Origin of the sequence: Streptomyces spiralis (genome assembly GCF_014654675.1) — a bacterium.
GTDB classification, from domain to species: domain Bacteria; phylum Actinomycetota; class Actinomycetes; order Streptomycetales; family Streptomycetaceae; genus Streptomyces; species Streptomyces spiralis.
The window spans coordinates 1-25849 of sequence record NZ_BNBC01000004.1 but is presented as its reverse complement, the minus strand read 5'-3'; the positions used below and the strand labels follow the sequence as shown (position 1 = coordinate 25849).

Sequence of the window (25849 nt, the reverse complement as noted above, 5' to 3'; positions counted from 1 at the left end):
AAACGCCGACGACAACAAGCCGACCGCTGCTCGGACAGAACCCGAGGTCACCGCGGCGCGGCCCGTTCGGAAGCGGGATCAATCCCGCGAATCTCCGGCTGAATAGCGACTTGTTGTTCACGCCGGAAACAGGTAGACGAAACATCGTCTGAACATTCGTCGTATAAACTCTGCTGAACGGCAGAAGGTTGGCGCCCGCGGCCCTGGACCCGCGGTCCGGGTCATGTCCGGCATGCCGCGCTCCGCAACTCCTCGTACACCCCTCGTACGCAAGGCCCCGGCCCCGCCCCCTCCTGCCCAGAGAGCTGACAGCGTCGTCCGCCCCACCCGCCCCGCCCTCGCGTCACCCTGCCTGTCGAATGAGAGGCGTCCCACCATGCCGCTGCATGTCCCGCCGGCTCCCGCGCCCGCACTTCGCTCCGTCCTCACGGCACTCGGTTCCCCCACCGCGGTCCGTGAGGCACCCACACCCGCACTCCGCGCCGCCCAGGGCCCGGCCACCCCCGAACTCCCGCTTCCGGTGCACGTACTGGACCGGATCACCCCCGCGGGGATCTCCGAGACCCGGCTGGCCGGATGGCGCTTCCTGATCCACGTCGGCGACCAGGCGGTGGCCGCCGCCGAGACCAGGCTGACCCCCGACGGCTGGGCCTTCTCCCACTTCTTCGAGGGCCCCTACATCGCCTCGACGGAACGCGCGCTGCGCCAGGCGGAGACCCTCGGTCAGCCGTACCAGCCACGCCTGCTGTCCATGCCCAGCCTGTACATGCTCACCCTGTGGCTGCACGGCGACCTCACCGACGACGGCGCCGGCGGTCACCCGGCCGCCGGCGACCTGCTCGTACCGCTGGCGCCGGCCCCGCCCGGGATACCGGCCCACGTGCCGCACCCGGTCGCCGAACTGCTCCCGGTCCTCACCCATCGGCTGACGCCTGCTCCCGTACGGCTCATGGGCTCGCCCGCCTGACCTACCGCGCGCCGACCGGCTCGCGCCGCCTCGGACCACATCGGCCACCTCGTCGTACCCCGCTGCCGGATCTTTCGGGAGCGGGGTACGACGTCGTCCAGGTCCCGATGGCCCGACCGGACTAGCCCCATCCGGCCACGCCGAACCATCCGAAGAGGCCGTGCGTCCGGGATGAACCGCTCAGGCGGGTGAGGCGTCTCCAACCTGTGAGGAGCGGTGCCGTGAAATGCCTGCGGAAACACGCTCGTGGGGCAACACTGGTTTCAGTCCGACTCATCCAACGGGGGGCGGCCATGGAGAGTGCCACCAGCCGCGAAACACACACGCCGACCATTCCGGACCAGACGACAGAGCGAAAGATCCCACCCATGTGCCAGCACCAGCCACCGTGTCCGTCAGCCGACTCCGCCGACCGGGAATCCGCCCGCCTCGTGGCGCACCACCCGGAGCAGGGCTGGAGCCTGCTGTGCAACGGCGTTCTTCTCTTCGAGGACACCGGTGAGCTTCTGCCGGACGGTCAGATCATCGCCCCGCACCGCCCGCTGGGCGCCGACCGGGTGATGACCGCCGCCTGAGCACGAGGGGCAGCCGCGGCCCAGGTGCGCCCGGTGCGCCGGAGACGGGCCGGAAAGCCGCCCGGCACCACGAGGGGCCGGCTCGCACGATGTGCGAGGGCCGGCCCCGACGCATGTCCCGCGGCGACTACGAACCGTAGCCGCCCGGCGACCCGGTCACCCGCCGAGCGCGTCGCGCAGCGCCTGGTAGGCCGGCTTGGGCCGCAGCTGCTCGTCCCACGGCAGCGCGGCGCCCTCCCCGGCGAAGACCCCCGGGATCCATGAGTACTTGTCGGTGAAGTCCCAGACGGTGACGCCGACGCACCGCTGGACCGCCAGGCACGCCTTCGTCAGATCCGCGTACCAGGTGGCCTGTTCGGCCAGCTTGTCGTCCGTGGCCGGCAGCTGCATCCGGACGTCGACCTCGGTGAGCGCCGTGTCGAGGCCGAGGCGCGAGAAGCGGCGCAGGTTGTCCTCGATCGTGGTCGGATAGCCGTACTGGAGCGCGAGGTGCGCCTGGAACCCCACACCGTCCAGCGGGACGTGCTCCGCCTTCAGCTGCTTGACGAGGTTGTAGTACGCGTCGCTCTTCGGCCCGACGGCCTCGATGTTGTAGTCGTTGAGGTACAGCTTGGCGTGCGGGTCGGCCTCGTGGGCCCAGCGCAGCGCGTCGGCGATGTAGCCGGGGCCGAGGGTCCTGTACCAGATCGTGTCCCGGTAGGTGCCGTCCTCGTTGAAGGCCTCGTTGACCACGTCCCAGGAGTAGACCTTGCCCCGGTAGTGGCGCACCTCGGTGGTGATGTGCTTCTTCAGTACGGCGCGCAGTTCGGCCGGGGTCCAGTCGCGCGAGGTGAGCCAGGCGGGCAGCTGGTTGTGCCAGACCAGGGTGTGGGCGCGCACCTTCTGGTGGTTGGCGCGGGCCAGCTTCACGATCTCGTCGCCCTTGGACCAGTCGAAGACGCCCTGCTGCGGCTCGGTGTTCTCCCACTTCATGCCGTTGCCCGGCGTGATCATGTCGAACTCGCTGCCGAGGATCTTCGTGTAGGCGCTGTCGGTCAGCTCGGGGTTGTCGGTGGCGCTGCCGAAGTAGCGGCCGTGGCGGTGGGCCAGGTCGGCGAGGCCGGGCGTCCGCTCCTGGGCCTGGGCCGCGGGGCCGGTGGCGACGCCCGCGGCCACGAGGGTGGCGGCGAGCGCCCCGGCGAATCTGAGGCGAACGGTGGTCCGTGACATGGTGCGACTCCTCGTTCTCTTTCGAAACTTTCGGCTCATGTCCAGAAAGCTGCGGTGCACCATAGGGACACGCGCCCACGCTCGGCAAGCCCTCGTCAGGCACGGATTCGCGGGCAACTCCGCCCGGCCTGCGGCCTGCTGAGAGCACCGCCGGGGCATCAGGCGGGCCGCGGGCGGTAGTCGAACCAGTCGAAGTCCGCGCTGCCCTCGGTGGCGTACATGCCGATCACCCGCCCGGTGAAACCGGTGGCGACCTGCGTGGACAGATAGCGGCCGTCGAGTTCGGCCAGGTGCAGGGTCCGCTCGCCGGTCTCGACCGAGAAGGCGATCGCGTCGGGGCCGCCCGACCGGAGACCGGGCGCCTGTCCGCCGGCGGCCGTGACGGTGGGCGGCGGCACCTCGGACGTACGGATCTCCACGTGCAGGGTGAGCGGGCCCGGCGGCACCGGGTGTTCGGCGATCCGCTGCCGCACGGGACCGATCCGGGCGACGACGCTCGCCACTCCCCCGCCGATCTCCAGGTCGTAGTGGTGCGCCTCGTCCAGGCGGACGGACAGGCCGGCCCGTCCCGAACCGGGGTCCACACGGGCTGCCGCCAGGCAGTCCGGGTGCTGCTGCCTGCGCCCGACGAGGGTGTGGCCGGGACGGTCGAGGCTGTCGCCGGTCGCGGTCAGCGTCAGCCACCCGGGGCGCCGGCTCAGCGACCAGGAGCCGTCCGGCCTGCTGCGCGGGGAGATCCAGTACGGCGCAAGGGCCGGCGCGTCGAAGTCGTCCCGGTCGGGCTCGGGCGGAACCGGGTGCCAGGCCGCCGGGGCGGGGTGGCTCTCGTGCACCGGGCCGACCGTCGGCCATCCGTCCACCCACCGCACCGGGGCCAGGAACGTCTCCCGGCCGAGTACGTGGAACTCGGGGAAGTAGCCCCGGGGACGGGTGCCCAGGAGCAGCATCCACCAGGTGCCGTCCGCGGCCTGGACGAGGTCGGCGTGGCCGGTGCACTGGATCGGCTGGTCGGTGCTGCGGTGGGACAGGATCGGGTTGTGCGGCGCCGGTTCGTAGGGGCCGCGCGGCGAGCGGGCGCGGGCGATCGAGACGCTGTGGCCGTGCGCGGTGCCGCCCTCGGCGAGCATCAGGTACCACCAGTCCCCGACGCGGTAGAGGTGCGGCGCCTCGGGGTGCTGCATCCCCGTCCCCGACCACACCTTCAGCGGTCCCTCCAGCACCTTTCCCGTCCGCGGGTCGATCCGGGCCAGCCCCACTCCGGCCACGGCGCACCAGCAGGTTCCGTCGTCGTCCCAGGCGAGGTCGGGGTCGATGCCGGGCAGGTCGATCCAGACCGGGTCCGACCAGGGACCCTCGGGGCGTTCGGCGGTGACCAGGAAGTTCCCCCCGCCTGCGACGTTGGTGGTGATCACGTGGAAGCGGCCGTCGTGGTGACGGATCGTCGGGGCGTAGATCCCCGCCGAGGCCGGCAGGTCGTCCGGCAGCGGCAACTGCCCGGGGCGGTCGAGCACGTTGCCGGTCAGGCGCCAGTGGACCAGGTCGCGGCTGTGGAACAGCGGGACACCGGGGAAGTACTCGAAGCTGGAGCACACCAGGTAGTAGTCCTCGCCCACCCGGCACACGCTGGGGTCGGGATGGAAGCCGGGGATCACCGGGTTGTCGTACGTCCGCATGGGAGTCGAGCCCCTTCCAGGAGGTCGAAGCGAAGCGATCGAGTCGAAAATTTCGAAACTATTGACGAATGTTTATGGGCAGTCGCACTGTAGATGTGGCGCGGAGGGCGGACAAGGGAGCGATCAAGGGGGCGGTGCGGCCGGCCGCGCTGCCATGGCGTCAAGAACGGTCGGCGTCGCGTCAGGGGCGTGTCAACGGCGGTTGCCGCGGCGCGTGCGGGCTCTAGCGTCGATGTCATGAGGCAGTACGGCAACGACGTACGACCGGGTGCCGGCACACCCGCGCACCGCCCCGGCCGGGTGGCGCACGACCGTCACTGGGCGCGGGACCTGCACACCTCGGTCTGCTCCTCGGTGGCGCTGTGCGGCCTGCTGCTCCTGTTCGACTGGGGCACGGGCAACCTGACCTGGGCGCGCGGCGCTCTGTGGTGCACGCTCGGGGCACTGCTCTTCCTGGTGCTCTGCCCGCCCCGGGTGTGCGCCGGTGAGGGCTGGCTCGCCACTCGTTCGCTGCTGCGCCGCCGCGGGGTCCGTACCGACCTGCTGGTGTCGGTGCGTGTCACGGACGGCGTCTCCCGGCGGCTGGTCCTGCGGGACGCCTTCGGCGGCCGTCTCGAGATCGACCCACGGGTCCTGGTGGACAACCCCGGCCTGTGGTACCGCTTCGAGGAGGACGCGCGGACATCGGCGGCGAGCGGCCGGCTGCGGTGCGGGGCGAGCGCGCTGCGGGACCTCGCGGGGCAGGTCGACCGCGAGACCGCGCTGACGGTGTTCCGCATCTCCGGGCTCGGGCCATGACGTCTCCGGAGGTTCGGTTGCCTCCGGGCTTCCGGGCCGTGGTTGCCCCGGCCGGCCGAACGCGGACGAGTCGCCCGGCTCACCTGCTCCTGAGGCCCGCACCGCCTCCGGCGCGGCCATTCTTAACGGAAGATTGACGCCCGCCCGCCCCGGTACGCGTGGGCCCATGCGTCACGCTCTGCATACGCTGGTGCCCCGTCCGCGTGATGGCCTGATCCACACGCTGAGCCGCACATCAGGAGCAGGGCCCATGGCCACCACCGAACACCCTCCCAGTCGTCTGCGTGCCTGGATGCTGGAGGGCCTGTCCGACATGGGCAAGGGCGTGCAGCAGGCACCGCACGCCGCCCCGGAGCCCCCGCACAAGGGGCAGCGGTGGTGGCGCGTGATGTGCCTGACCGGTGTCGACTACTTCTCGACGCTGGGCTACCAGCCGGGCATCGCGGCCCTCGCCGCCGGCCTGCTGTCGCCGGTCGCCACGCTGGTGCTGGTCCTTGTCACCCTCGCGGGCGCCCTCCCGGTGTACCGCAGGGTCGCCGAGGAGAGCCCGCACGGCCAGGGCTCGATCGCGATGCTGGAGCGACTGCTGTCGTTCTGGCAGGGCAAGCTGTTCGTGCTGACCCTGCTCGGCTTCGCCGCCACCGACTTTTTGATCACCATCACTTTGTCGGCTGCCGACGCCTCGACCCACCTGGTGGAGAACCCCCACCTCACCAGCGCGCTGCACAGCCACCAGATGCTGATCACGCTCTTCCTGGTGGCGCTGCTGGGCGCGGTGTTCCTCAAGGGGTTCCTGGAGGCGATCGGGGTCGCGGTCGCGCTGGTCGGCATATATCTCGCCCTCAACGTCGTGGTGGTGTTCGTCGGCCTGTGGCACGTCGCGACCGCCACTCACGTGGTGACCGACTGGTCCAGCGCCCTGACCGCCCAGCACGGCAGCGTCTTCGCCATGGTCGGTGTGGCCCTGCTGGTCTTCCCCAAGCTCGCGCTCGGCCTGTCCGGCTTCGAGACCGGCGTCGCCGTGATGCCGCACGTGCAGGGCGACCCGCAGGACACCGAGGAGCGCCCGACCGGGCGGATCCGGGACACCAAGAAACTCCTCACCACGGCCGCGCTCATCATGAGCGGCTTCCTGATCACCACCAGCTTCATCACCACGCTGCTGATCCCGGCGCCGGAGTTCGAGCCCGGCGGAAAGGCCAACGGGCGTGCGCTGGCCTACCTGGCCCACCACTACCTCGGGAACGCCTTCGGCACGGTGTACGACGTCTCCACCATCGCGATCCTGTGGTTCGCGGGCGCCTCCGCGATGGCCGGACTGCTCAACCTGATGCCGCGCTACCTGCCCCGTTACGGCATGGCCCCGCACTGGGCCCGGGCGGTGCGCCCCATGGTCATCGTCTTCACCCTGATCGGGTTCCTGGTCACCTGGATCTTCGACGCCAACGTCGACAAGCAGGGCGGCGCCTACGCCACCGGAGTGCTCGTCCTGATCAGCTCCGCGGCGATCGCGGTGACCATCGCCGCCCACAGGGCCGGCCAGCGCAAATGGACCATCGCGTTCGCGGTGATCTCGACGGTCTTCCTCTACACCACCGTCGTCAACGTCATCGAACGCCCGGACGGTGTGAAGATCGGTGCCTGCTTCATCGTCGGAATCATTCTGGTCTCGCTGCTGTCCCGGCTGGCCCGTGCCTTCGAGCTGCGCGTGACCAGCGTGACGCTGGATCCGATGGCGGAACGATTCATCAGGGACATCGCGAGCCGCAAGATCCGGTTCATCGCCAACAAGCCCGGGCGCCGGGACAAGGCCGAGTACCGCGACAAGATCGAGCAGATCCGTGCCGACAACGACATCCCGCAGGCGGAGGACTTCGTCTTCGTCGAGGTGACGGTCACCGACCCCTCCGAGTTCGAGGCCGGTCTCACGGTGCGCGGCGAGGTCCTGCACGACCGCTACCGCGTGCTGACCCTGGAGTCGTCCTCCATCCCCAACGCCCTGGCCGCCCTCCTCCTGCACGTGCGCGAGGCGACGGGCTGCACCCCGCACATCTACTTCGAATGGACCGAGGGCAACCCGTTCCGCAACTTCCTGCGCTTCTTCCTCTTCGGCCAGGGCGAGGTCGCGCCGGTCACCCGTGAGGTGCTGCGCGAGGCGGAGCCGGACCGGGCCAGGCGGCCCCGCGTGCACACGGGCTGACCCGCCCGGTCACCGACCCGACGTCCGCAGCGCCCCGCCGACGGCCCTATCGTGACCGGCATGCAGTCCTACACGATCGGCCAGGCGGCCCGTCTGCTCGGCGTCAGTCCGGACACAGCGCGCCGCTGGGCGGACGCCGGCCGGGTGGCCACCCACCGTGACGAGAGCGGACGGCGGCTCGTCGACGGCCGCGACCTCGCCGCCTTCTCGGTCGAACTGGCCCGCTCCGGCGGCGGTGACGAGGAGGTCTCCTACACCTCGGCCCGCAACGCCTTCCCCGGGATCGTGACGGCCATCAAGCTCGGCGACGTGGCGGCACAGGTGGAGATCCAGGCGGGACCGCACCGCCTGGTCTCGCTGCTCACCCGGGAGGCGGTCGAGGAACTGGGGCTGGAGGTCGGCATGGAGGCGACCGCCCGCGTTAAGTCGACAAACGTACATATCGACCGGACGTGACAAACCTCGTCAGGCCCGGCCCTCGCCAGGTCCCACACCTTCAGGTCCGGCCGAGCGGTTGTCGCGACTCCCCGAGCCGTAACCGCCGTCGACGCGAATCGCCGTGATGCCGCTGACGTACCGTGCTCCGCAGCGGTCCTGCGGCAGGACCAGCTGGGGCCCCGCCCGGTCCAGCGGAGCGTCGTCCATGGCCACCGCGAGCAGGACCGGGGCGTCGGCGAAGTCAGGGTCGATCTCCGCCCAGGACAGCAGCGTGCGATGCCCGTCCGCGCCCGCGACGGCGATCAGGAAGCGCAGCCGGTCCTTGCGCCGGGCCGGATCGAAGGCCGGTTCCGCGGCGGCCAGTACGTCGTACAACCGCGGTCCGGTGAACCGGTGACGCCGCACACCGCTGGTGGCGCAGTCGAAACTCACCCGCGCCCGGTGCTGCGGCCGGCTCAGCAGGTCCGGCACGGTCAGACGGGCCGGCCGGGCGAGATCTCCGCTCAGGACGAGTTCCGCGAGCACCACGGCCACCACCTCCGCGGTCTCCGTACCCGAGCAGTCGCCCCATGCAAACGCACATGCGAGCGTCACATACAGATAGGCCAGCTCATGCGATGTGACAGGAGACTCACGGCTCGCACTTGCGGCATTATCATCACGGCACGGCCGCTGTTCGGCCGTGGCAGGGCGCGACACCTTCCGTGCACTACCAGAGGAGTGGAAACCGTGATGACCCGTTCCGTGCCCGGGACCCGGACACTGCAGGTGGCCGGTGCGGGAGCCGCAGCTCTGCTGGCCCTCAGCGGCTGCTCCTCCGCGTCCTCCTCGTCGTCGTCCGACGGCTCGTCGTCGTCCGGGTCCGGATCGGCGGCGTCCTCCTCCCAGAAGGTGACCGGCACGGTGACCGTCTTCGCCGCCGCCTCCCTGAAGGAGAGCTTCACGGCGCTGGGCAAGGAGTTCGAGCAGCAGCACCCGGGCACCGAGGTCACCTTCAACTTCGGCGGCAGCGACACCCTCGCCGCGAGCATCACCGGCGGTGCCCCCGCCGACGTCTTCGCCGCCGCCAGCCCCAAGACCATGAAGATCGTGACCGACCAGAAGGACACGGCCGGTGCCCCGGCCACCTTCGTCCGCAACCAGCTCGAGATCGCGACCCTGCCGGGCAACCCCGACAGGATCTCCTCCCTGAAGGACCTCACCAGGTCCGGGCTGAAGGTCGTCCTGTGCGACAAAGCGGTGCCCTGCGGCGCCGCCGCGCAGAAGGCACTCACCGCCGCCGGCCTCGAGCTCACCCCGGTCTCCTACGAGCAGGACGTCAAGTCCGCCCTGAACAAGGTGGTGCTCAAGGAGGCCGATGCCGCGGTGGTCTACAAGACCGATGTGAAGGCGGCCGGTGGCAAGGTGGAGGGCGTGGAGTTCCCCGAGGCGGCCAAGGCCGTGAACGACTACCCGATCGCCCTCCTGGACAACGCGCGCGACTCAGCGGCGGCCAAGGCGTTCATCGCGCTGGTGCGCTCCGCCGAGGGCCAGAAGGTCCTGACGCAGGCCGGGTTCCTCAAGCCGTGACCACGACCCACGACACCGGCGCGGTGACCCTGGAGAACGGGCCACGGCGCCGGCGTGTCCCCCGGGGCGTCCCGCTCCCCCTGCTGGTGCCCGCCCTGGTGGGCCTGGCGTTCCTGCTGCTGCCGCTGCTGGCCCTGCTGATCCGCGCCCCCTGGCGCAGCCTGCCCGGCCAGCTGACCAGCCCGGAGGTGTGGCAGGCGCTCCAGCTGTCCCTGATCAGTGCCACCGCCGCCACCGCCGTCAGCCTGGTCCTCGGCGTCCCGCTGGCCTGGCTGCTGGCCCGGACCGACTTCGCCGGACGCGGCCTCGTACGGGCCCTGGTGACGCTTCCGCTGGTTCTGCCGCCGGTGGTTGGCGGTGTGGCGCTGCTGCTGGCGCTGGGGCGCAACGGGGTCGTCGGGCAGTGGCTGGACTCCTGGTTCGGGATCACGCTGCCGTTCACCACGGCCGGTGTGGTGGTCGCGGAGGCGTTCGTGGCCATGCCCTTCCTCGTCATCAGCGTCGAGGGCACACTGCGCGCCGCGGACCCGCGCTACGAGGAGGCGGCCACCACACTGGGCGCGTCCCGCTTCACCGCGTTCCGCCGGGTCACCCTGCCGCTGATCGCGCCGGGCATCGCGGCGGGAGCCGTGCTGGCCTGGGCGCGGGCGCTCGGCGAGTTCGGTGCGACGATCACCTTCGCGGGCAACTTCCCCGGCCGTACCCAGACCATGCCCCTGGCGGTCTATCTCGCCCTCCAGAACGACCCGGCCGCCGCGATCGCGCTGAGCCTGGTGCTCCTCGCGGTGTCGATCGCGGTGCTCGCGGGTCTGCGGGACCGCTGGACGACGGCATCCACATGAGGCCGCCGCGGATCCCCGGCACGAACCCACCCCGCATCCTGGACGATCACTTCATGACCGACATGGACGAGACCACGAGCGGCGTCCGCGCCGAGGACCCGCCAGGTGCCGGGCTGGACGCCCGGCTCGTCGTCGACCGCGGCGCCTTCCGTCTCGACGTGGCGCTCACCGCCGCCCCCGGCGACGTGGTGGCCCTGCTGGGCCCGAACGGCGCCGGCAAGACCACGGCCCTGCGCGCTCTGGCCGGCCTGGTCCCCCTCACCGGCGGCCATCTGCGCCTGGACGGCGCCACGCTGGACCGTACGCCACCGGAGGCGCGTCCGGTCGGGGTGGTCTTCCAGGACTACCTGCTCTTCCCGCACCTGTCCGCCCTGGACAACGTGGCCTTCGGACCGCGCTGCCAGGGCGCGAGCAAGGCCGAGGCCCGTGCGCTGGCCTCCCGGTGGCTGGCGCGCATGGGCCTGGCCGACCACACCGGCGTCAAGCCGCGCAGGCTCTCCGGTGGCCAGGCGCCACCCGGCCCCGGCTGCTGCTCCTGGACGAGCCGCTCGCCGCGCTGGACGCCCGTACGCGCCTGGAGGTCCGGGCCCAGCTCCGTCGGCACCTCGCCGAGTTCGAGGCCGTCGCCGTCCTGGTCACCCACGACCCGCTGGACGCGATGGTGCTGGCGGACCGGCTCGTCGTCGTCGAACACGGGCGCGTGGTGCAGGAGGGTGCCCCGTCCGACATCGCCCGCCGTCCGCGCACGGACTACATCGCGCAGCTGGTCGGCCTGAACCTGTATCGCGGGCAGGCCGAGGGCCACACCGTACGGCTGGCCGGCGGCCTGGTCCTCGCCACCACCGAGGATCTGTCCGGACCGGCCTTCGTGGCGTTCCCGCCGGGTGCCGTCACCCTCTACCGGGACCGTCCCTCCGGCTCCAGCGCGCGCAACCTGTGGCGCTGCGAGGTCGCGGGCCTGGAGACGCACGGCGACCAGATCCGCGCGGACCTCACCGGCGAGCTGGCCCTCGCCGCCGACCTGACCACGGTCGCCGCGGCGGAACTCGACCTGCACCCGGGCGCGGCCGTCTGGGCGACGGTCAAGGCGGCCCAGACCCACGCCTACCCGGCCTGAAGGACCCACGGCGGCCCGACGCGGGCCCACCGTGCCCAACCCGCCCGCCTGAGCCACAAGGGGCCCCTGTCCGGCCGAAAACCGGACCGGGGCCCCTTGTGCTTCTCCTGACGGCTCAGACGGCCGGCCGGATGCCTCTACGCCACTCAGTCCTCGTACGCGTCCAGCGGCGGGCAGGAGCAGACCAGGTTCCGGTCGCCGAAGGCCTGGTCGATCCGGCGCACCGGCGGCCAGTACTTGTCCGCCGCCGAGACACCGGCCGGGAAGAGCGCCTCCTCACGGCTGTAGGCGTGCTTCCACTCCCCGCCGAGCGCGGCCGCGGTGTGCGGGGCGCCGCGCAGCGGGTTGTCCTCCGCGGGCCACTCGCCGGAGCCGACCTTCTCGATCTCGGCGCGGATCGCGATCATCGCGTCGCAGAAGCGGTCCAGCTCGGCCAGGTCCTCCGACTCGGTCGGCTCGATCATCAGCGTGCCGGCCACCGGGAAGGACATCGTCGGCGCGTGGAAGCCGTAGTCGATCAGCCGCTTGGCCACGTCGTCCACGGTCACACCGGTCGCCTTGGTCAGCGGCCGCAGGTCGATGATGCACTCGTGCGCGACGAGGCCGCCGGGGCCGGTGTAGAGCACCGGGTAGTGCGGCTCCAGGCGCTTGGCGACGTAGTTGGCGCTGAGGACCGCGACCTGCGTGGCGCGCTTGAGGCCCTCGCCGCCCATCAGCCGGACGTACGCCCAGGAGATCGGCAGGATGCCCGCCGAGCCCCACGGCGCGGCCGAGATCGGGCCGACGCCGGTCTTCGGTCCGGCCTCCGGCTGCATCGGGTGGTTGGGCAGGTACGGCGCCAGGTGGGAGCGTACGGCGACCGGGCCGACGCCGGGACCGCCGCCGCCGTGCGGGATGCAGAACGTCTTGTGCAGGTTCAGGTGGGAGACGTCGCCGCCGAAGTGGCCCGGCTTGGCGAGGCCGACCAGGGCGTTGAGGTTGGCGCCGTCGACGTAGACCTGGCCGCCGGCGTCGTGCACCTGGGCGCAGATGTCGGCGACGTGCTCCTCGAACACGCCGTGCGTGGACGGGTAGGTGATCATCAGCACGGCCAGCTGGTCGCGGTGCTGCTCGATCTTCGCCCGCAGATCCTCGACGTCGATCTCGCCGTCCTCGGCGGTCTTCACGACGACGACCTTCATGCCGGCCATCACGGCGCTGGCGGCGTTCGTGCCGTGTGCGGAGGACGGGATGAGGCAGATGGTGCGCTGGTCGTCGCCGTTGGCGCGGTGGTAGCCGCGGACGGCGAGCAGGCCCGCGAGCTCGCCCTGCGAGCCGGCGTTGGGCTGGAGCGAGACCTTGTCGTAGCCGGTGACCTCGGCGAGCCGGTCCTCGAGCTCGTGGATGAGGGTCAGGTAGCCCTGCGCCTGCTCGGCGGGCGCGAAGGGGTGCAGCGCGCCGAACTCGGGCCAGGTGACGGGTTCCATCTCCGTGGTCGCGTTGAGCTTCATGGTGCAGGAGCCCAGCGGGATCATGCCGCGGTCGAGCGCGTAGTCGCGGTCGGCCAGCTTGCGCAGGTAGCGCAGCATCGCGGTCTCGGAGCGGTGCTGGTGGAAGACGGGGTGGGTGAGGTAGGCGTCGGTGCGCAGCAGGGCCTCGGGCAGGGCGTCCGCGGCGGCGGCGTCCAGAGCCTCGATGCGCGCCTCCACGCCGAAGGCGGACCACACGCTGCGCAGCTGGGCCCGGTCGGTGGTCTCGTCGCAGGCGATCGAGACGTGGTCGGCGTCCACGAGGCGCAGGTTCACGCCGGCCTCGCGGGCGGCGGCGACGACCTCGGCGGCGCGGCCCTCGGTCTTGACCGTGATCGTGTCGAAGTAGGCGCCGTGGACGACCTCGGCACCGCCGGCCTTCAGGCCCTCGGCGAGGATCGTGGCGTAGCGGTGGGTGCGCTGCGCGATGCCCTTCAGGCCCTCGGGGCCGTGGTAGACGGCGTACATGCCGGCCATGACGGCGAGCAGCACCTGGGCGGTGCAGATGTTGCTGGTGGCCTTCTCGCGGCGGATGTGCTGCTCACGGGTCTGCAGGGCGAGGCGGTAGGCCCTGTTGCCGTCCGCGTCCACGGAGACGCCGACCAGGCGGCCGGGCAGGCTGCGGGCGAACTTCTCGTGCACCGCCATGTAGCCGGCGTGCGGGCCGCCGAAGCCCATCGGCACGCCGAAACGCTGGGTGGTGCCGACGGCGATGTCCGCGCCCAGCTCGCCGGGGGACTTCAGCAGGGTCAGGGCGAGCAGGTCGGCGGCGACGGTGACCAGCGCGCCCAGCTCGTGCGCCTGGTCGATGACCGGCTTGAGGTCGCGTACGGCACCGGAGGCGCCCGGGTACTGCAGGAGCACACCGTTGATCTCGCGCTCGGCGAGCTCGGCGGGGATGCCGTCGCTGAGGTCGGCGACGACGACCTCGACGCCGGTCGGCTCGGCGCGGGTCTCGATGACGGCGATGGTCTGCGGCAGCGCGTCCGCGTCGACCAGGAAAAGGCCCTTCTTGTTCTTGCCCATGCGCCGCGACAGCGCCATCGCCTCGGCGGCGGCGGTGCCCTCGTCCAGGAGGGAGGCGCCGGAGGTCGGCAGGCCGGTGAGGTCGGCGACCATGGTCTGGAAGTTCAGCAGCGCCTCGAGGCGGCCCTGCGAGATCTCCGGCTGGTACGGGGTGTACGCGGTGTACCAGGCAGGGTTCTCCATGACGTTGCGCAGGACGACGGGCGGGGTGAACGTCCCGTAGTACCCGAGACCGATCATCGAGCCGAGGACCTGGTTGCGGTCGGCGAGGGAACGCAGCTCCGCCAGCACCTCGGCCTCGGTGCGGGCGCCGGGCAGGTCGAGCGCGTCGGCGTTCTTGATCACATCCGGCACCGCGGCGGCGGTGAGCTCGTCGAGCGAGCCGTAACCCACCTGCGCGAGCATCTTGGCCCGCGCCTCCTGGTCGGGCCCGATGTGGCGCTGCTCGAAGGGAATGCCCTGTTCGAGCTCGGAGAGCGGAATGCGCTGGGCGGTCATTGCGGAGGCCTCCTGGTCTGACGCGACCTTCGAGGGACACCACGGCTCGGGTGCCCCGACGGCCTCCCCCTCTGTCATCTCAACCTGAGAGCTTCACCGGACCGCCCGAGGGCACCCGGTTTTCACCGTCGGTGAGAGCGGCATCCGTCGACACCCGCTCTGCTTTCCAGAGTGACCTCGTCCGTGCGGTACAGGGGCCTGAGAGATTCCGGGGAGGATTTGCTCCTTCGGCGCCTCCGATGGTGGTGGAGGACTCTCCCGCACGGGGTCAGCAGCCGTTTGCCAGCGTACCAGCGGGCTTGACGAGGCGGGCTCGAGTGGCCGCCGTCCCGATTGTGCTCTTTCGTAGTGCTTACGAATGAGTTGCGACCTAGTGGAGGGACCGTGCAGACCGACATCGATCCGCGCAACCTGATCGGCCGCAAGGCGTTCGACCGGAAGGGCACCAAGATCGGCACGGTGGACGAGGTCTACCTCGACGACGCGACCGGCGTGCCGGAGTGGGCCGCCATACGCACCGGCCTGTTCTCCCGGGACGCCTTCGTGCCGCTCGAACCCAGCGAGCTGGTCGACGGTGAACTGCACGTCCCCTTCGACCGGGCCCTCATCAAGGAGGCCCCCGACTTCGGCGTCGGCCGCCACCTCTCCCCCGAGCAGGAACTGCAGCTCTACCACCACTACGGCCTCGACGTGGCGCCTCCGCCCACCCTCCAGGACCGCGACTTCGGCAAGCTCGCGGGATCCGGCTCCGAGGAAGGCTGAGAGCGAGCGGCGTCCAGCCGGGTTCTACGCGGGCCGGGTCCCGCCGGCCACCGAGGACGCGCTGCCGGTGGCCTCGCTGCCGCCGGTGGACCGGGTCCTGTCGGTGGCTTCGGTGCTGTCGGTGGCTTCGGTGCTGTCGGTGGCTTCGGTGCTGTCGGTGACGCCGGGGCTTGCGGCGGTGGCGTCCGGTCTTCGCCGCACGAGCGGGAGTGGATCCGCCGGCTCCAGGTCCGGGTCGTCGACGCGGAACGTCCGCACCCGGCCCGGCGCGGAGTCGGGCGTCTCGAAGCGGACGGTGACCCGGCCGAGGCCGCTGCCCTGGACCCAGCCGTGCCCGTACTCGGTGTGGCGTACCTCGTGGCCCGCCGGCCAGTGCCGCTCGGCGGGCGCGGACTGCTCCGGGGCAGGTTCGTCCGCGGGGTCCTCCTCAGGGCTGTCCGTCTGCGCGCCGGCCGCCTGCGCGAAGAGGTCCTCCTGCGTGTAGTCGGCGAGCCCGGACACGCCCACACCGAGCAGCCGCACCCCGCCCGTGGTGTCCACCGAGTCCAGCAGCCGGGCCGCCGCCTCCCGCACCACCGCCGGGTCATCCGTGGGCCCGCGCAGCGTCTCGGAGCGGGTCAGCGTGGAGAAGTCGTAGCGCCGCACCTTCAGCACGATGGTGCGGCCCGACAGCCCGGCCTCGCGCAGCCGCCGTACGCACCGGTCGGCGAGCCGCTGCACCTCCAGGCCCACGCGCAGCCGGTCGTGGATGTCCACGTCGTAGGTGTCCTCGACCGACACCGACTTGGCTTCGCGCTCGGCGACCACAGGCCGCTCGTCGTGCGCCAGCGCCATGGAGTACAGCGCCTGCCCGTGCGCCTTGCCCAGCAGCCGTACGAGCTCGTCCTCACCCGCCTCGGCCAGCTCGTTCACCGTGTGGATCCCGGCCCGCCGCAGATGGTCGCCCGTCGCCGGGCCCACGCCCGGCAGCGTCCGCACCGACATGGGGCCCAGCAGGGCCCGCTCGGTGCCGGGCTCGATGAGGACCAGTCCGTCGGGCTTGGCCTGCTCGGAGGCGATCTTCGCGAGCATCTTGGAGGCGGCCAGGCCCACCGAGCCCGTCAGGCCGGTGACCGCGCGTATGTCGGTGCGCAGCCGGATCCCGACCAGTCGCGCGGAATCGGCGTCCCAGGCCTCTCCCCCGGCCTCCAGGTCCACGAACGCCTCGTCCAGGCTGAGCGGCTCCACGAGGGGTGACAGCGCCCGCAGCAGCCCCATCACCTGCTCGCTGATGGACCGGTAGAAGCCGAAGCGCGGCACGAGATACGCGGCGTTCGGTGCCAGTCGCCGCGCCTGGGCCATCGGCATCGCCGAGTGGACTCCGAAGACCCGTGCCTCGTACGACGCGGTGGCGACCACCCCGCGCGGCCCGAGGCCGCCCACGATGACGGCCTTCCCGCGCAGGCTCGGCTTGGACGCCTGCTCCGCCTGGGCGAAGAAGGCATCCATGTCGAGATGCAGGATCGTCGGCGCGCTTCTCACACCTCCGATGCTGCACCACACCACTGACAACACCCCGGAACGGGACCCGCCGCGCCGTCACGGGCACCCCGCCCACGACGGCTCACAGCCCCAGCCGGAACGAGACCGTGGGCGCCGTGGCCCGGGGTGAGCGGCCTGCGGCCCCGCCGGGCCGCTCAGACCGCCCGGTTGCGTCGTCGGGCGAGTTCGTCGCCGGGGTTGTGGCCGACCAGGGTCTCGCCGGTGTCGACACGTTCGCCGTGCAGCTGGGACAGCGCGCTCTCCACGTCGCGCCAGACCACGCCGACGGCGATGCCGAAGATGCCCTGACCGCCCTGGAGCAGGGCGTGGACCTCGTCGGGCGAGGTGCACTCGTAGACCGTGGCGCCGTCGCTCATCAGCGTCATCCGCTCCAGGTCGCGGAAGCCGCGCTCGCGCAGGTGCTGGACAGCCGTACGAATGTTCTGCAGCGACACACCCGTGTCGAGGAACCGTTTGACGATCTTCAGGACGACGACGTCACGGAAGCTGTACAGCCGCTGCGTGCCGGACCCGTAGGCGGGCCGCACGCTGGGCTCGACCAGGCCCGTACGCGCCCAGTAGTCCAGTTGCCGGTAGGTGATGCCGGCGGCCGCGCAGGCCGTCGGACCCCGGTAGCCGATCTGCTCGGACGCCATGGACGCCGCCCCTTTGCTGCTCGGCACGACCGTCGGCCGCTGCGGAGCGTGATCGGCCGCGCTGACGCGATGGGCGTAGCCCATGCTCGAGCGGAGCCGAGAGCCCGGAGGTGGGTACGGACCCATTCCCCCGACCTCACGACCGGGGGCACCCCCAGCCGTACCGTCGCCGCTGCTGCCCACGCCGACCTCCGTCCTTGACCTGCCTCCTCGACGGTAGGCAGTCACCGGGGGTGCGTCAACGATCGCCACACTCGGCACGCCGAGTGATAATCACCCTACGAGTGGTTTCCCGTGCCCCGTCGTGGGGAAAGGCTAGCCGAATGCCACGCGAGGTACGGCCGAGCGCTCCCGGTGGCCGGTGGCATATGTCGGCGTTTCACCGCTTGCCGGACCCGACCCCCGCAACCACCGCCGGAACCGAAGCCCCGAACCTCACTGGTTGCTGGTACCGAAGTCCTCCGGCGAGATCTGGTCGAGGAACTCGCGGAACTTCTCCACCTCGTCCTCCTGCTCGTCCGGGATCGCGATGCCCGCGTCGTCGAGCACCGTGTCACTGCCGTAGATCGGCGTGCCGGTGCGCAGCGCCAGCGCTATGGCATCGGACGGACGAGCACTGACCTCGACCCCGCTCGCAAAGACCAGCTCCGCGTAGAAGACGCCTTCACGCAGGTCCGTGATGCGCACTTCCGTGAGCTCCTGGCCGACGGCCTCCAGCACGTCCTTGAACAGGTCATGGGTCAGCGGCCGCGCCGGGGCCATCCCCTGCTGGGCGAAGGCGATGGCCGTGGCCTCCCCCGGCCCGATCCAGATGGGGAGGTAGCGGTCGCCCCCCACTTCACGCAGGAGCACGATCGGCTGGTTGGAGGGCATTTCGACCCGGACACCTACGACATCGAGCTCGTTCACACAGCAACCCTAGGCCGTGCCCGGGATGTTTGGGTAGTCGGGCCGGAAACGGGAGGTCGATCCGGCCGCCGCGGCCGGTACCGGCTCGGGGTGGCCGGTTCAGGGCAGCCGCACGCCGAGCGCGGTCTGCACCAGCGCCGCGTGCAGTCTCACCGTGAGCGCTGCCAGCTCCTTCGTGCGGGCCTCGGCATGGGCCCGGGTCTGCGGATTGCGGTGGCGCCGCAGCGGGGCCACCACCTGGTCGACGAGCCCGGCCTCCCGGTCGGCGGCCGCCTTCATCACCCGCAGGTGACGGGGTTCGATCCCGAAACGTCCCAGCTCACGGACCAGTGAGGCGACCGTGACCGCCTCCGCGTCGTAGGCGCCGTCCTCCACTGGAGTGACCAGCCCGTACGACTCCCACTCCCCGAGGACCTCCTCGTCGATCTCCGCGGCGGCGAGGAGATCGGCCCGGCAGATCCGGGCCACCGCGGGTGTCTCGACAGGCGCCGGCACGGCCTCGCCGTCACGCTGCCGGCCGAGCACCGGCAGCTGAACGGCCTCACCGCGCTCCACCGCGTCCAGATACTCGCGGATCACCTTCAACGGCAGGTAGTGGTCACGCTGCAATCTCAGCACGTGGGCGAGGCGCTCGACGTCGTCCGGGCTGAACTTGCGATACCCCGAGGGGGTCCGCCGCGGCTCGACGAGGCCCTCCGACTCCAGGAAACGGATCTTGGAGATGGTGACCTCGGGGAACTCCTCGCGCAGCACGTTCAGCACGCTGCCGATGCTCATCAGCCCACTGTCCGCGGCGGTGGTGCCGTGCCCGGCACCACCGCTCGGTGTTTGAAGCATGGACCTTCCCTGGGATCTCCCCGGACGAGTCCGGGGAGGGTCAGTAGCCCTGTCGGCTCGAGTAGAAGACCAGCCGGTACTTGCCGATCTGCACCTCGTCGCCGTTGGACAGCGCGACCTGGTCGATCCGCTCACGGTTGACGTACGTGCCGTTCAGGCTGCCGACGTCGGCCACCGTGAACGACCCGGCCGGGCTGCGGCGGAACTCCACATGGCGGCGCGAGACCGTCACGTCGTCCAGGAAGATGTCGCTCTGCGGATGACGCCCGGCCGTGGTCAGCTCCCCGTCCAGGAGGAAGCGGCTGCCCGAGTTCGGCCCGCGGCGCACCACCAGCAGGGCGGAGCCGACCGGCAGCGCGTCGACGGCCGCCTGCGCCTCCGGAGACAGCATCGGCGTCTGGCCGGTGGCCTCGGCGTCGTAGGCCTCCAGACCGGAGATGGAGATCGTGGAGGTCGTCTCCGACGCGCGCTCCGGCACCGCACCAGGCCGCAACGGCGCACCACAGTTGGAGCAGAAGCGGCTGTTCTCCGCGTTGCGGTGACCGCACCTCGTACAGACCAGGGCCGACATGGACGGATCCTCCTGCCGCGGCTGCCCCGTCGGGGCTGGGGACGCGTACGGGCCGGCGGCAAACCCTCCACCCGTACCTGAGGTTGACGGTTGGCCGAAACCTATGCCGCCTGCCTGGGCAGGGTCAACCGACGGCGCGCCCGGTGCGCCGGAAATGTCACCCGTCCCCGGGACCTGGTCGCGGAACAGCGGACGCTGACCTTCCGCGTCGGGCTGTGCGCGATGGCGGGCGGTCGCGTTGTCGCCGCCCTCTCGCGCGCTCTTGCCGAACAACTTCGCAAACAACTTCACGGGCGATTCCCCTTGACCGAAACAGACCCGCCCGTGGGGCAGGACGAACCCTGACTGCATACACCGGTCGACCCGGACATCCTCACAACGTCCGTATCCACCAGACAGTTTCCACCACGCACCACCCAATCGGTGCGCCGACCCCCCGCAACCTCATGCCCCTGCCGGACGACCGCCATGCACCCCCGGTTCACTGCGAGGACGACCGAGCGTAGTCAGGCTGCTTCGCCGCTCGCAAGGCGTCCACGACGATCTTGTCCGATCGCTCGACGGTCACGGTGGCCTGCTCCTTCTCGAGGGTCTGCACCACCCCTCCAGGGATGTTGAGCGCCGGCTCCAGGTCCTGCGGCTTGCCGATGACCTGGAAACGATAGGGCGCGTTGATCTTGTTCCCGTCGACGTCCACGCTCTTGCCGGAGTCCGTCAGGTAGGTGCTCGCCACCACCCGGACACCGTTGACCTGGATGGCCTCCGCACCGGCCGCGCGCAGCTCCTGTATCGCGTCCAGCAGCATGTCCGCCCGGACCGTCCCCTTCGTGTCCTCGATCGTCATCGTGATACCTGGCCCCTGCGCGGCCACCGTGCCCGCCAGAATGCCGAGTTGCCTCTCCTTCTCGACCGTCTGCCTGCGGGCCTCCTCGGCCTGGTCCGAACTGTTCTCCAGCTCCTGACGCTGCTTGTCGAGACCCTGCTTCTCGTCCTCAAGACGCTGTGTACGGTCGTCGAGTTCATCGAGGATGCGAACAAGATCCTCCTGCCGGGCACCGCGCAGCGCGCTGTCACTGTCGCTGTTGGAGGCGACCTGGACCGCGAGACCGAAACCCAGGCCGAACAGCAGCAGCGCTACGACGAGTTGGGCCCGGGTGAAGCGCGGCGGCCACAGGCCCTTGCCCAGCCGCTGACGGCCGGTGAGCTCGGGGGCGGACTCCTCCTCGGTGCCCTCCGCGGCTCCGGGAGCCTGCGCGGGCACCTCCGCGGGCAGCTCCTTGCGGAGCCGGTTCTCCCGCTGCTCCTCCCGCTTCTCGCCCTGTTCGTCCCGTTCCGCGCCGGGCTCGTTCTCCGGCAGTTCGTCCTTGTGGTTCATCGGTCTCACGCCCGGAACACGTGCCGTCGGATCGCGGCGGCGTTGGAGAAGATGCGGATGCCGAGGACCACCACGACACCCGTGGACAGCTGGGCACCCACACCCAATTTGTCGCCCAGGAAGACGATCAGCGCGGCGACGACCACGTTCGACAGGAACGACACCACGAACACCTTGTCGTCGAAGATCCCGTCGAGCATGGCCCGCAGTCCGCCGAAGACGGCGTCCAGCGCCGCGACGACGGCGATGGGCAGATAAGGCTCGACAACCGCCGGAACCTCGGGCCGGACCAACAGGCCGGCCACCACTCCCACGATGAGGCCCAGTACGGCGATCACGATGTGCCCTTCTCAGTGCTCGGCTGTGCGGTACGTACGATCACACTCGGTGCGGCGGGCAGCCGGAGGTCGCTCTCCACGGAGATACTCGTCCGGATGCCGTAGTTGTCCTGGAGGGCGTGCAGATACAGCCCGTCGGGGCTGTCCTGGAACCGGGTGCTCAGCCGTTGCCCGTCCCCCACCGCGAGCACCGTGTACGGCGGCACCAGCGGCCTGTTGTCGACCAGTATGGCGTCCCCGGCCGCCCTGATCGCGGACAGGGCGGTCAACCGCTGCCCGTTGACGGAGACCGCCTCGGCCCCCGACTGCCACAGCCCGTTCACGACGCGCTGCATGTCCCGGTCGCGCACCCGGCCCGTATCGGAGAAACCCGAGGTCTCGCGCGGGTTGCCGCCCCCGCCCGTGGCGGCCTCCTTGGCGTCGTCCACGACGAGCTTCACCCCGGGTCCGTGCACGTCGGTGGCGCCCGCCAGGATCCCCACCAGGTCGGCCCGGGTGTTTCCGCCGCTCTCCCGGAGCGCCTGCCGCTGCCGCTCGCTCACGTCGCCACGGAGTTTGTCGACATCTCGCTCGAGCTTGTCGGCCGCCGCCGTCTCGCGGTCGATGCGGTCGATCAGCTCCTGACGCTCCTTGGCGACCGTCGGGGCCGCCACACGCGCCTGCGCCGCTCCCACCGTCACCACGAGCGCCGCCAGCACCAGGCCGACCGCCAGCCCCAGTCGCGCCCGGACGGTTTTGGGCAGACCGCCCTCACCAGCGGCCTTCTTCCGTGCGGCGGCCTCGGCATAGCCGTCGTCGAGGCTGTGGTCCATGACGTTGGTGATCAACGACATGGACGCATCCGGACGGGAAGGCCGCGTGGGGGTGCTCCGAATGGGGGGTTGCTGCGGCATGCCGCACATCGTCGCATGCAGAGGCCGGGTCCTCCGAATGGCCCCACCGGCGTGCCGGACAGGCCCCCTTGGGGGCACTTGTCCGGCACGCGCGCGTCCTGCCCGTTTTATTGACTTATGTCACCGTCCGACTCTCGGCATCCGGACGGTCCGGACTCACCGGTCCACTACCGCCCTGCGCTGTCGACGACCGTCGACCACTCGTCGAGCAGGGCCTGCGCGGAGGCGTCGTCGGGACCCTCGGCCCACAGGTGGGTGACCGCCTCGGCCGGGTCGGGCAGCACCATGACCCAGCGGCCGTCGGTCTCCACGACCCGCACACCGTCCGTCGTGTCGACGAAACGCTCTCCGGCGGCCTCGACGACCCGGCGCATCACCAGGCCCTTCACCGCCCACGGCGTGGCCAGGTCCCGCTTGAGGACATGGGCGCGCGGGATCCGGGCGTCGATCTGGCTGAGGGTCAGCTGGGTTCGCGCGACCAGCCCGATCAGCCGTACGAAGGCCGCCGTCCCGTCGTAGACGCTGCTGAACTCCGGGACGATGAACCCGCCCTTGCCGTCACCGCCGAAGATCGTCCCCTCCTCGCCGCCGACCCGCGTCAGGTCGTCGGGCGAGGTGGTCGTCCACTCGACCTGGGTGCCGTGGTATGCGGCAACCTGCTCGGCGATACGGGTGGTCGTCACCGGAAGTGCGACGCGGCCGCTACGACGCTCGGCGGCGACCAAGTCGAGCATCACCAGTAGCGCCCGGTCGTCCTCGATGATGCGGCCCTTCTCGTCGACGAGCGACAGCCGCTCACCGACCGGGTCGAACCGCACGCCGAACGCGGCCCCGGAGGACGCCACGATCTCTCCGAGCCGGACCAGCCCCTTCCGGCGCATGTCCTCGGTCTCCGTGGGCCGGGACTCGTCGAGACCGGGGTTGATGGTCAGCGAGTCCACCCCGAGCTTGCCGAGCAGGCTGGGCAGGACCAGGCCGGCGCTGCCGTTCGAGGCGTCCACGACGACTTTGAGACCCGCCTCGCCGATACCGTTCGTGTCGACGTTGCGCAGGAGCGAACCGGTGTACGAGTCGAAGACGCTGGACGGGAAGTACAGGTCACCGATCTCGCCCGGGAACGCACGCCGGTACTCCTGGCGGGCGAAGACCCGGTCGAGTTTGCGCTGGCCGCCCTGCGACAGATCGGCGCCCTGCCCGTCGAAGAACATGATGTCGACCGAGTCCGGCACCCCGGGGGTGGTCCGGATCATGATGCCGCCGGCGCTGCCCCGGGCGGTCTGCTGCCTGGCCACGGGCAGCGGCACGTTCTCCAGGTCTCGTACGTCGATGGCGCTGGCCTGGAGGGCCGAGATGACCGCCCGCTTGAGCGCACGCGCACCCCGGGAGTGGTCACGTGCCGTGGTGACCGTCGAGCCCTTCTTCAACGTCGTCGCGTAGGCGCCGGCGAGCCGCACGGCGAGCTCCGGAGTGATCTCCACGTTCAGGATGCCGGAGACCCCGCGGGCGCCGAACAGATGCGCCTGTCCCCTGGACTCCCAGATCACCGAGGTGTTGACGAAGGCGCCCGCCTCGATGGTCTTGAACGGATAGACCCGCACATTGCCCTGAACAATCGATTCCTCGCCGATCAGGCACTCGTCACCGATGACCGCGCCGTCCTCGATCCGCGCCGCGCGCATGATGTCGGTGTTCTTGCCGACGACGCACCCACGCAGGTTGCTGTGCTGCCCGACGTACACGTTGTCGTGCACGACGGCCTTGTGCAGGAAGGCACCGCTCTTCACCACGACGTTCGAGCCGACGACCGTGTGCTCACGGATCTCGGCGCCGGCCTCCACCTTGGCGTAGTCGCCGATGTAGAGGGGGCCGCGCAGCTCGGCGTCCGGATGCACCTCGGCGCCCTCGGCGACCCAGACACCCGGTGAGATCTCGAAGCCGTCGAGCTGGACGTCCACCTTGCCTTCCAGGACGTCCGCCTGCGCCTTGACGTAGCTCTCGTGGGTGCCGACGTCCTCCCAGTAGCCCTCGGCGACATAGCCGTAAATCGGCTTGCCTTCCTTCATCAGCTGGGGGAAGACGTCACCGGACCAGTCGACGGGAACGTCGGCCTCGACGTAGTCGAAGACCTCCGGTTCCATGACGTAAATGCCCGTGTTCACCGTGTCGGAGAAGACCTGGCCCCAGGTCGGCTTCTCGAGGAAACGCTCGACCTTGCCCTCTTCGTCGACGATGGTGATGCCGAATTCCAGCGGATTGGGCACGCGCGTGAGACACACGGTGACCATCGCGCCCTTTTCCTTGTGGAACCGGATCAGGTCCGTGAGGTCGAAGTCGGTCAGCGCATCGCCGGAGATGACCAGGAAGGCATCGTCCTTCAACGCCTCTTCGGCGTTCTTGACGCTTCCGGCGGTACCGAGTGGCTTCTCCTCATTGGCATAGGTGAGCTCCATGCCGAGCTCTTCACCGTCACCGAAGTAGTTCTTGACCAACGAGGCCAAGAACTGGACTGTGACGACGGTCTCATTCAGACCATGCCTTTTGAGCAGCCGCAGAACGTGCTCCATGATCGGCCGGTTGGCCACCGGCAGGAGCGGCTTGGGCATGCTCGAGGTCATTGGGCGAAGGCGTGTGCCTTCGCCTCCGGCCATCACGACGGCCTTCATGTCGGAAGCGTCCTCCTCCAAGAGACGACGATCTAGCCGACTTCACCCGTCCTGATTGTCCCGCACTTTTCCGAAGCGGGCCATCGGAGCCACTGCGGCTGCCGGAATGGGCGAACTCAGTCGGCCATGGCGTCCGCCCGGACCAGTCGGCGGACTTGCACCACGTAGAGAACTCCTGCCCACCAGTAGAGGGTTGTACCCCATCCGGCGAACGCCCATCCGAAAACGGCAGCGAGTGACGGGATCCATCCGCTTCCATCGCTGAGCAGAAGCAACGGGAACGCGTACATCAGGTTGAACGTTGCGGCCTTCCCCAAGAAGTTCACCTGGGGCGGCGGGTAGCCATGACGCCGGAGAACGCCCACGGCCACCAGCAGCATCAATTCGCGCGCCAGGAGAGCCGCGGTCAGCCAGACCGGCAGAATCTCGCGCCAGGTGAGGCCGACGAGCGTGGAAAGGACGTAGAGGCGGTCGGCCGCCGGGTCGAGCAGCCGGCCCAGGCTGCTGATCTGGTTCCAGCGTCGCGCCAGCTTGCCGTCCAGGTAGTCGCTGACGCCACTGAGCGCGAGTACCAGCAGGGCCCACCCGTCGCTCTTGGGCCCTCCGAACTCCGGCCTGAGGATCAACCACAGGAAAAGAGGCACGCCAAGGAGCCGCGCCATGCTGAGGATGTTCGGAATGGTGAGGACCCGGTCCGTCTGGACGCGGGTCTCCTGGACCTCCACGCGGGGGCCTCCTGGTCAAACGTACCGACGATGCGTCCTGACCTTACCTCAACGCAAAAAAGCTCTGGCTCCTGGGCTGTGCAGCCCAGGAGCCAGAGCTCCAAGAGTTGTTCGGCGGTGTCCTACTCTCCCACAGGGTCCCCCCTGCAGTACCATCGGCGCTGTGAGGCTTAGCTTCC

The 25849-nt window shown here is 70.4% G+C and carries 21 protein-coding genes, 1 rRNA gene, 2 pseudogenes and 1 riboswitch; of the genes and pseudogenes, 9 read left to right on the top strand and 15 right to left on the bottom strand.

The genetic code is table 11. The features are described from left to right. The first annotated feature begins 376 nt into the window (after nucleotides 1-376). Together IE318_RS05940 and IE318_RS05935 are read left to right on the top strand one after the other, a co-directional pair. The gene (locus IE318_RS05940; RefSeq protein ID WP_189897254.1) at nucleotides 377-967 is read left to right on the top strand and encodes a hypothetical protein; all 591 of its coding nucleotides are present in this window, start codon (nucleotides 377-379) and stop codon (nucleotides 965-967) included. A gap of 368 nt (nucleotides 968-1335) precedes the next feature. Then, nucleotides 1336-1542: a DUF5999 family protein gene (locus IE318_RS05935; protein ID WP_030177618.1), complete on the top strand. Its 207-nt coding sequence runs from the start codon at nucleotides 1336-1338 to the stop codon at nucleotides 1540-1542. A 156-nt stretch (nucleotides 1543-1698) separates the two neighbouring features. Here the strand turns inward: IE318_RS05935 and IE318_RS05930 are convergent, their stop codons facing one another. Continuing rightward, nucleotides 1699-2751 (bottom strand): endo-1,4-beta-xylanase, encoded by a 1053-nt coding sequence (locus IE318_RS05930; protein WP_189897252.1) that lies wholly within the window; start codon nucleotides 2749-2751, stop codon nucleotides 1699-1701. Nucleotides 2752-2909: 158 nt separating this feature from the next. Continuing rightward, nucleotides 2910-4424: a glycoside hydrolase family 43 protein gene (locus IE318_RS05925; RefSeq protein ID WP_189897250.1), complete on the bottom strand. Its 1515-nt coding sequence runs from the start codon at nucleotides 4422-4424 to the stop codon at nucleotides 2910-2912. 237 nt (nucleotides 4425-4661) lie between these two features. Between IE318_RS05925 and IE318_RS05920 the strand changes: the two genes are divergently transcribed. The 3 genes from IE318_RS05920 (at nucleotide 4662) to IE318_RS05910 (ending at nucleotide 7878) form a co-directional block, all read left to right on the top strand. Beyond that, nucleotides 4662-5222 (top strand): hypothetical protein, encoded by a 561-nt coding sequence (locus IE318_RS05920; RefSeq protein WP_229903373.1) that lies wholly within the window; start codon nucleotides 4662-4664, stop codon nucleotides 5220-5222. A 250-nt stretch (nucleotides 5223-5472) separates the two neighbouring features. After that, a complete protein-coding gene (locus tag IE318_RS05915; RefSeq protein WP_189897247.1) occupies nucleotides 5473-7422 on the top strand; it encodes an APC family permease in 1950 nt (649 codons plus the stop codon). A 60-nt stretch (nucleotides 7423-7482) separates the two neighbouring features. Beyond that, entirely contained in the window at nucleotides 7483-7878 is a 396-nt protein-coding gene (locus IE318_RS05910; protein WP_030177613.1) for a TOBE domain-containing protein, read from the top strand. A 9-nt stretch (nucleotides 7879-7887) separates the two neighbouring features. On the opposite strand, the gene IE318_RS05905 is transcribed toward IE318_RS05910, so the two are convergent. Then, nucleotides 7888-8397 carry a molybdopterin-dependent oxidoreductase gene (locus IE318_RS05905; RefSeq protein ID WP_189897692.1) on the bottom strand — a complete coding sequence of 170 codons (510 nt, stop codon included), beginning with the start codon at nucleotides 8395-8397 and terminating at the stop codon, nucleotides 7888-7890. A gap of 195 nt (nucleotides 8398-8592) precedes the next feature. Here IE318_RS05905 and modA point away from each other — a divergent pair, with 195 nt between their 5' ends. From modA to IE318_RS05890, 3 genes and pseudogenes are all read left to right on the top strand, one after another. Next, nucleotides 8593-9429 carry a molybdate ABC transporter substrate-binding protein gene (gene modA / locus IE318_RS05900; RefSeq protein WP_189897245.1) on the top strand — a complete coding sequence of 279 codons (837 nt, stop codon included), beginning with the start codon at nucleotides 8593-8595 and terminating at the stop codon, nucleotides 9427-9429. Next, entirely contained in the window at nucleotides 9426-10271 is an 846-nt protein-coding gene (gene modB, locus IE318_RS05895) for a molybdate ABC transporter permease subunit (RefSeq protein WP_189897242.1), read from the top strand. Before modA ends, modB begins: the two co-directional genes overlap by 4 nt. 53 nt (nucleotides 10272-10324) lie before the next feature. Further along, nucleotides 10325-11388: pseudogene (locus tag IE318_RS05890) on the top strand (ABC transporter ATP-binding protein). A gap of 146 nt (nucleotides 11389-11534) precedes the next feature. Here the strand turns inward: IE318_RS05890 and gcvP are convergent. After that, entirely contained in the window at nucleotides 11535-14420 is a 2886-nt protein-coding gene (gene gcvP, locus IE318_RS05885; RefSeq protein ID WP_189897238.1) for an aminomethyl-transferring glycine dehydrogenase, read from the bottom strand. Between the two features lie 176 nt (nucleotides 14421-14596). Next, nucleotides 14597-14691, bottom strand: a riboswitch (glycine riboswitch). A 113-nt stretch (nucleotides 14692-14804) separates the two neighbouring features. Between gcvP and IE318_RS05880 the strand changes: the two genes are divergently transcribed. Further along, on the top strand, nucleotides 14805-15182 hold the full coding sequence (locus IE318_RS05880; protein ID WP_030177607.1) for a PRC-barrel domain-containing protein: 378 nt from the start codon (nucleotides 14805-14807) through the stop codon (nucleotides 15180-15182). Here IE318_RS05880 and IE318_RS05875 read toward each other — a convergent pair. From IE318_RS05875 to rrf, 11 genes and pseudogenes are all read right to left on the bottom strand, one after another. Further along, nucleotides 15098-16703: pseudogene (locus tag IE318_RS05875) on the bottom strand (DNA polymerase IV). The gene IE318_RS05880 and the pseudogene IE318_RS05875 sit on opposite strands and share 85 nt — an antisense overlap. 155 nt (nucleotides 16704-16858) lie before the next feature. Then, the gene (locus tag IE318_RS05870) at nucleotides 16859-17542 is read right to left on the bottom strand and encodes a MerR family transcriptional regulator (RefSeq protein WP_189897234.1); all 684 of its coding nucleotides are present in this window, start codon (nucleotides 17540-17542) and stop codon (nucleotides 16859-16861) included. Between the two features lie 252 nt (nucleotides 17543-17794). Then, nucleotides 17795-18268, bottom strand: coding sequence for a bifunctional nuclease family protein (locus IE318_RS05865; RefSeq protein WP_004934251.1), 474 nt, complete (start codon nucleotides 18266-18268; stop codon nucleotides 17795-17797). Between the two features lie 99 nt (nucleotides 18269-18367). Then, nucleotides 18368-19105 carry a transcriptional regulator FtsR gene (gene ftsR / locus IE318_RS05860; RefSeq protein WP_189897232.1) on the bottom strand — a complete coding sequence of 246 codons (738 nt, stop codon included), beginning with the start codon at nucleotides 19103-19105 and terminating at the stop codon, nucleotides 18368-18370. Nucleotides 19106-19145: 40 nt separating this feature from the next. Beyond that, nucleotides 19146-20027 carry an FHA domain-containing protein gene (locus tag IE318_RS05855; RefSeq protein ID WP_189897230.1) on the bottom strand — a complete coding sequence of 294 codons (882 nt, stop codon included), beginning with the start codon at nucleotides 20025-20027 and terminating at the stop codon, nucleotides 19146-19148. A gap of 130 nt (nucleotides 20028-20157) precedes the next feature. Then, a complete protein-coding gene (locus tag IE318_RS05850) occupies nucleotides 20158-21051 on the bottom strand; it encodes a DUF881 domain-containing protein (RefSeq protein WP_229903371.1) in 894 nt (297 codons plus the stop codon). Nucleotides 21052-21056: 5 nt separating this feature from the next. Then, a complete protein-coding gene (locus tag IE318_RS05845; protein ID WP_006134295.1) occupies nucleotides 21057-21389 on the bottom strand; it encodes a small basic family protein in 333 nt (110 codons plus the stop codon). Continuing rightward, a complete protein-coding gene (locus IE318_RS05840) occupies nucleotides 21386-22291 on the bottom strand; it encodes a DUF881 domain-containing protein (RefSeq protein ID WP_189897228.1) in 906 nt (301 codons plus the stop codon). The genes IE318_RS05845 and IE318_RS05840 overlap by 4 nt, the downstream gene beginning before the upstream one ends. 158 nt (nucleotides 22292-22449) lie before the next feature. After that, nucleotides 22450-24945: a mannose-1-phosphate guanyltransferase gene (locus IE318_RS05835; RefSeq protein ID WP_189897226.1), complete on the bottom strand. Its 2496-nt coding sequence runs from the start codon at nucleotides 24943-24945 to the stop codon at nucleotides 22450-22452. A gap of 116 nt (nucleotides 24946-25061) precedes the next feature. Next, entirely contained in the window at nucleotides 25062-25670 is a 609-nt protein-coding gene (clsA, locus tag IE318_RS05830) for a cardiolipin synthase ClsA (protein WP_030177597.1), read from the bottom strand. A 109-nt stretch (nucleotides 25671-25779) separates the two neighbouring features. Continuing rightward, nucleotides 25780-25849: ribosomal RNA gene (gene rrf / locus IE318_RS46835) — 5S ribosomal RNA — on the bottom strand; the annotation flags it as partial.

Bases quoted from the DNA above. Each gene is read 5' to 3' on its own strand.
- IE318_RS05920 (WP_229903373.1), top strand. From the start codon at position 4,662: ATGAGGCAGTACGGCAACGACGTACGACCGGGTGCCGGCACACCCGCG.
- IE318_RS05940 (WP_189897254.1), top strand. From the start codon at position 377: ATGCCGCTGCATGTCCCGCCGGCTCCCGCGCCCGCACTTCGCTCCGTC.
- IE318_RS05910 (WP_030177613.1), top strand. From the start codon at position 7,483: ATGCAGTCCTACACGATCGGCCAGGCGGCCCGTCTGCTCGGCGTCAGT.
- IE318_RS05840 (WP_189897228.1), bottom strand. From the start codon at position 22,291: ATGTGCGGCATGCCGCAGCAACCCCCCATTCGGAGCACCCCCACGCGG.
- IE318_RS05935 (WP_030177618.1), top strand. From the start codon at position 1,336: ATGTGCCAGCACCAGCCACCGTGTCCGTCAGCCGACTCCGCCGACCGG.
- IE318_RS05835 (WP_189897226.1), bottom strand. From the start codon at position 24,945: ATGAAGGCCGTCGTGATGGCCGGAGGCGAAGGCACACGCCTTCGCCCA.
- IE318_RS05915 (WP_189897247.1), top strand. From the start codon at position 5,473: ATGGCCACCACCGAACACCCTCCCAGTCGTCTGCGTGCCTGGATGCTG.
- IE318_RS05850 (WP_229903371.1), bottom strand. From the start codon at position 21,051: ATGAACCACAAGGACGAACTGCCGGAGAACGAGCCCGGCGCGGAACGG.
- ftsR (WP_189897232.1), bottom strand. From the start codon at position 19,105: ATGCTTCAAACACCGAGCGGTGGTGCCGGGCACGGCACCACCGCCGCG.
- modA (WP_189897245.1), top strand. From the start codon at position 8,593: ATGACCCGTTCCGTGCCCGGGACCCGGACACTGCAGGTGGCCGGTGCG.
- IE318_RS05925 (WP_189897250.1), bottom strand. From the start codon at position 4,424: ATGCGGACGTACGACAACCCGGTGATCCCCGGCTTCCATCCCGACCCC.
- IE318_RS05855 (WP_189897230.1), bottom strand. From the start codon at position 20,027: ATGCAGTCAGGGTTCGTCCTGCCCCACGGGCGGGTCTGTTTCGGTCAA.
- IE318_RS05930 (WP_189897252.1), bottom strand. From the start codon at position 2,751: ATGTCACGGACCACCGTTCGCCTCAGATTCGCCGGGGCGCTCGCCGCC.
- gcvP (WP_189897238.1), bottom strand. From the start codon at position 14,420: ATGACCGCCCAGCGCATTCCGCTCTCCGAGCTCGAACAGGGCATTCCC.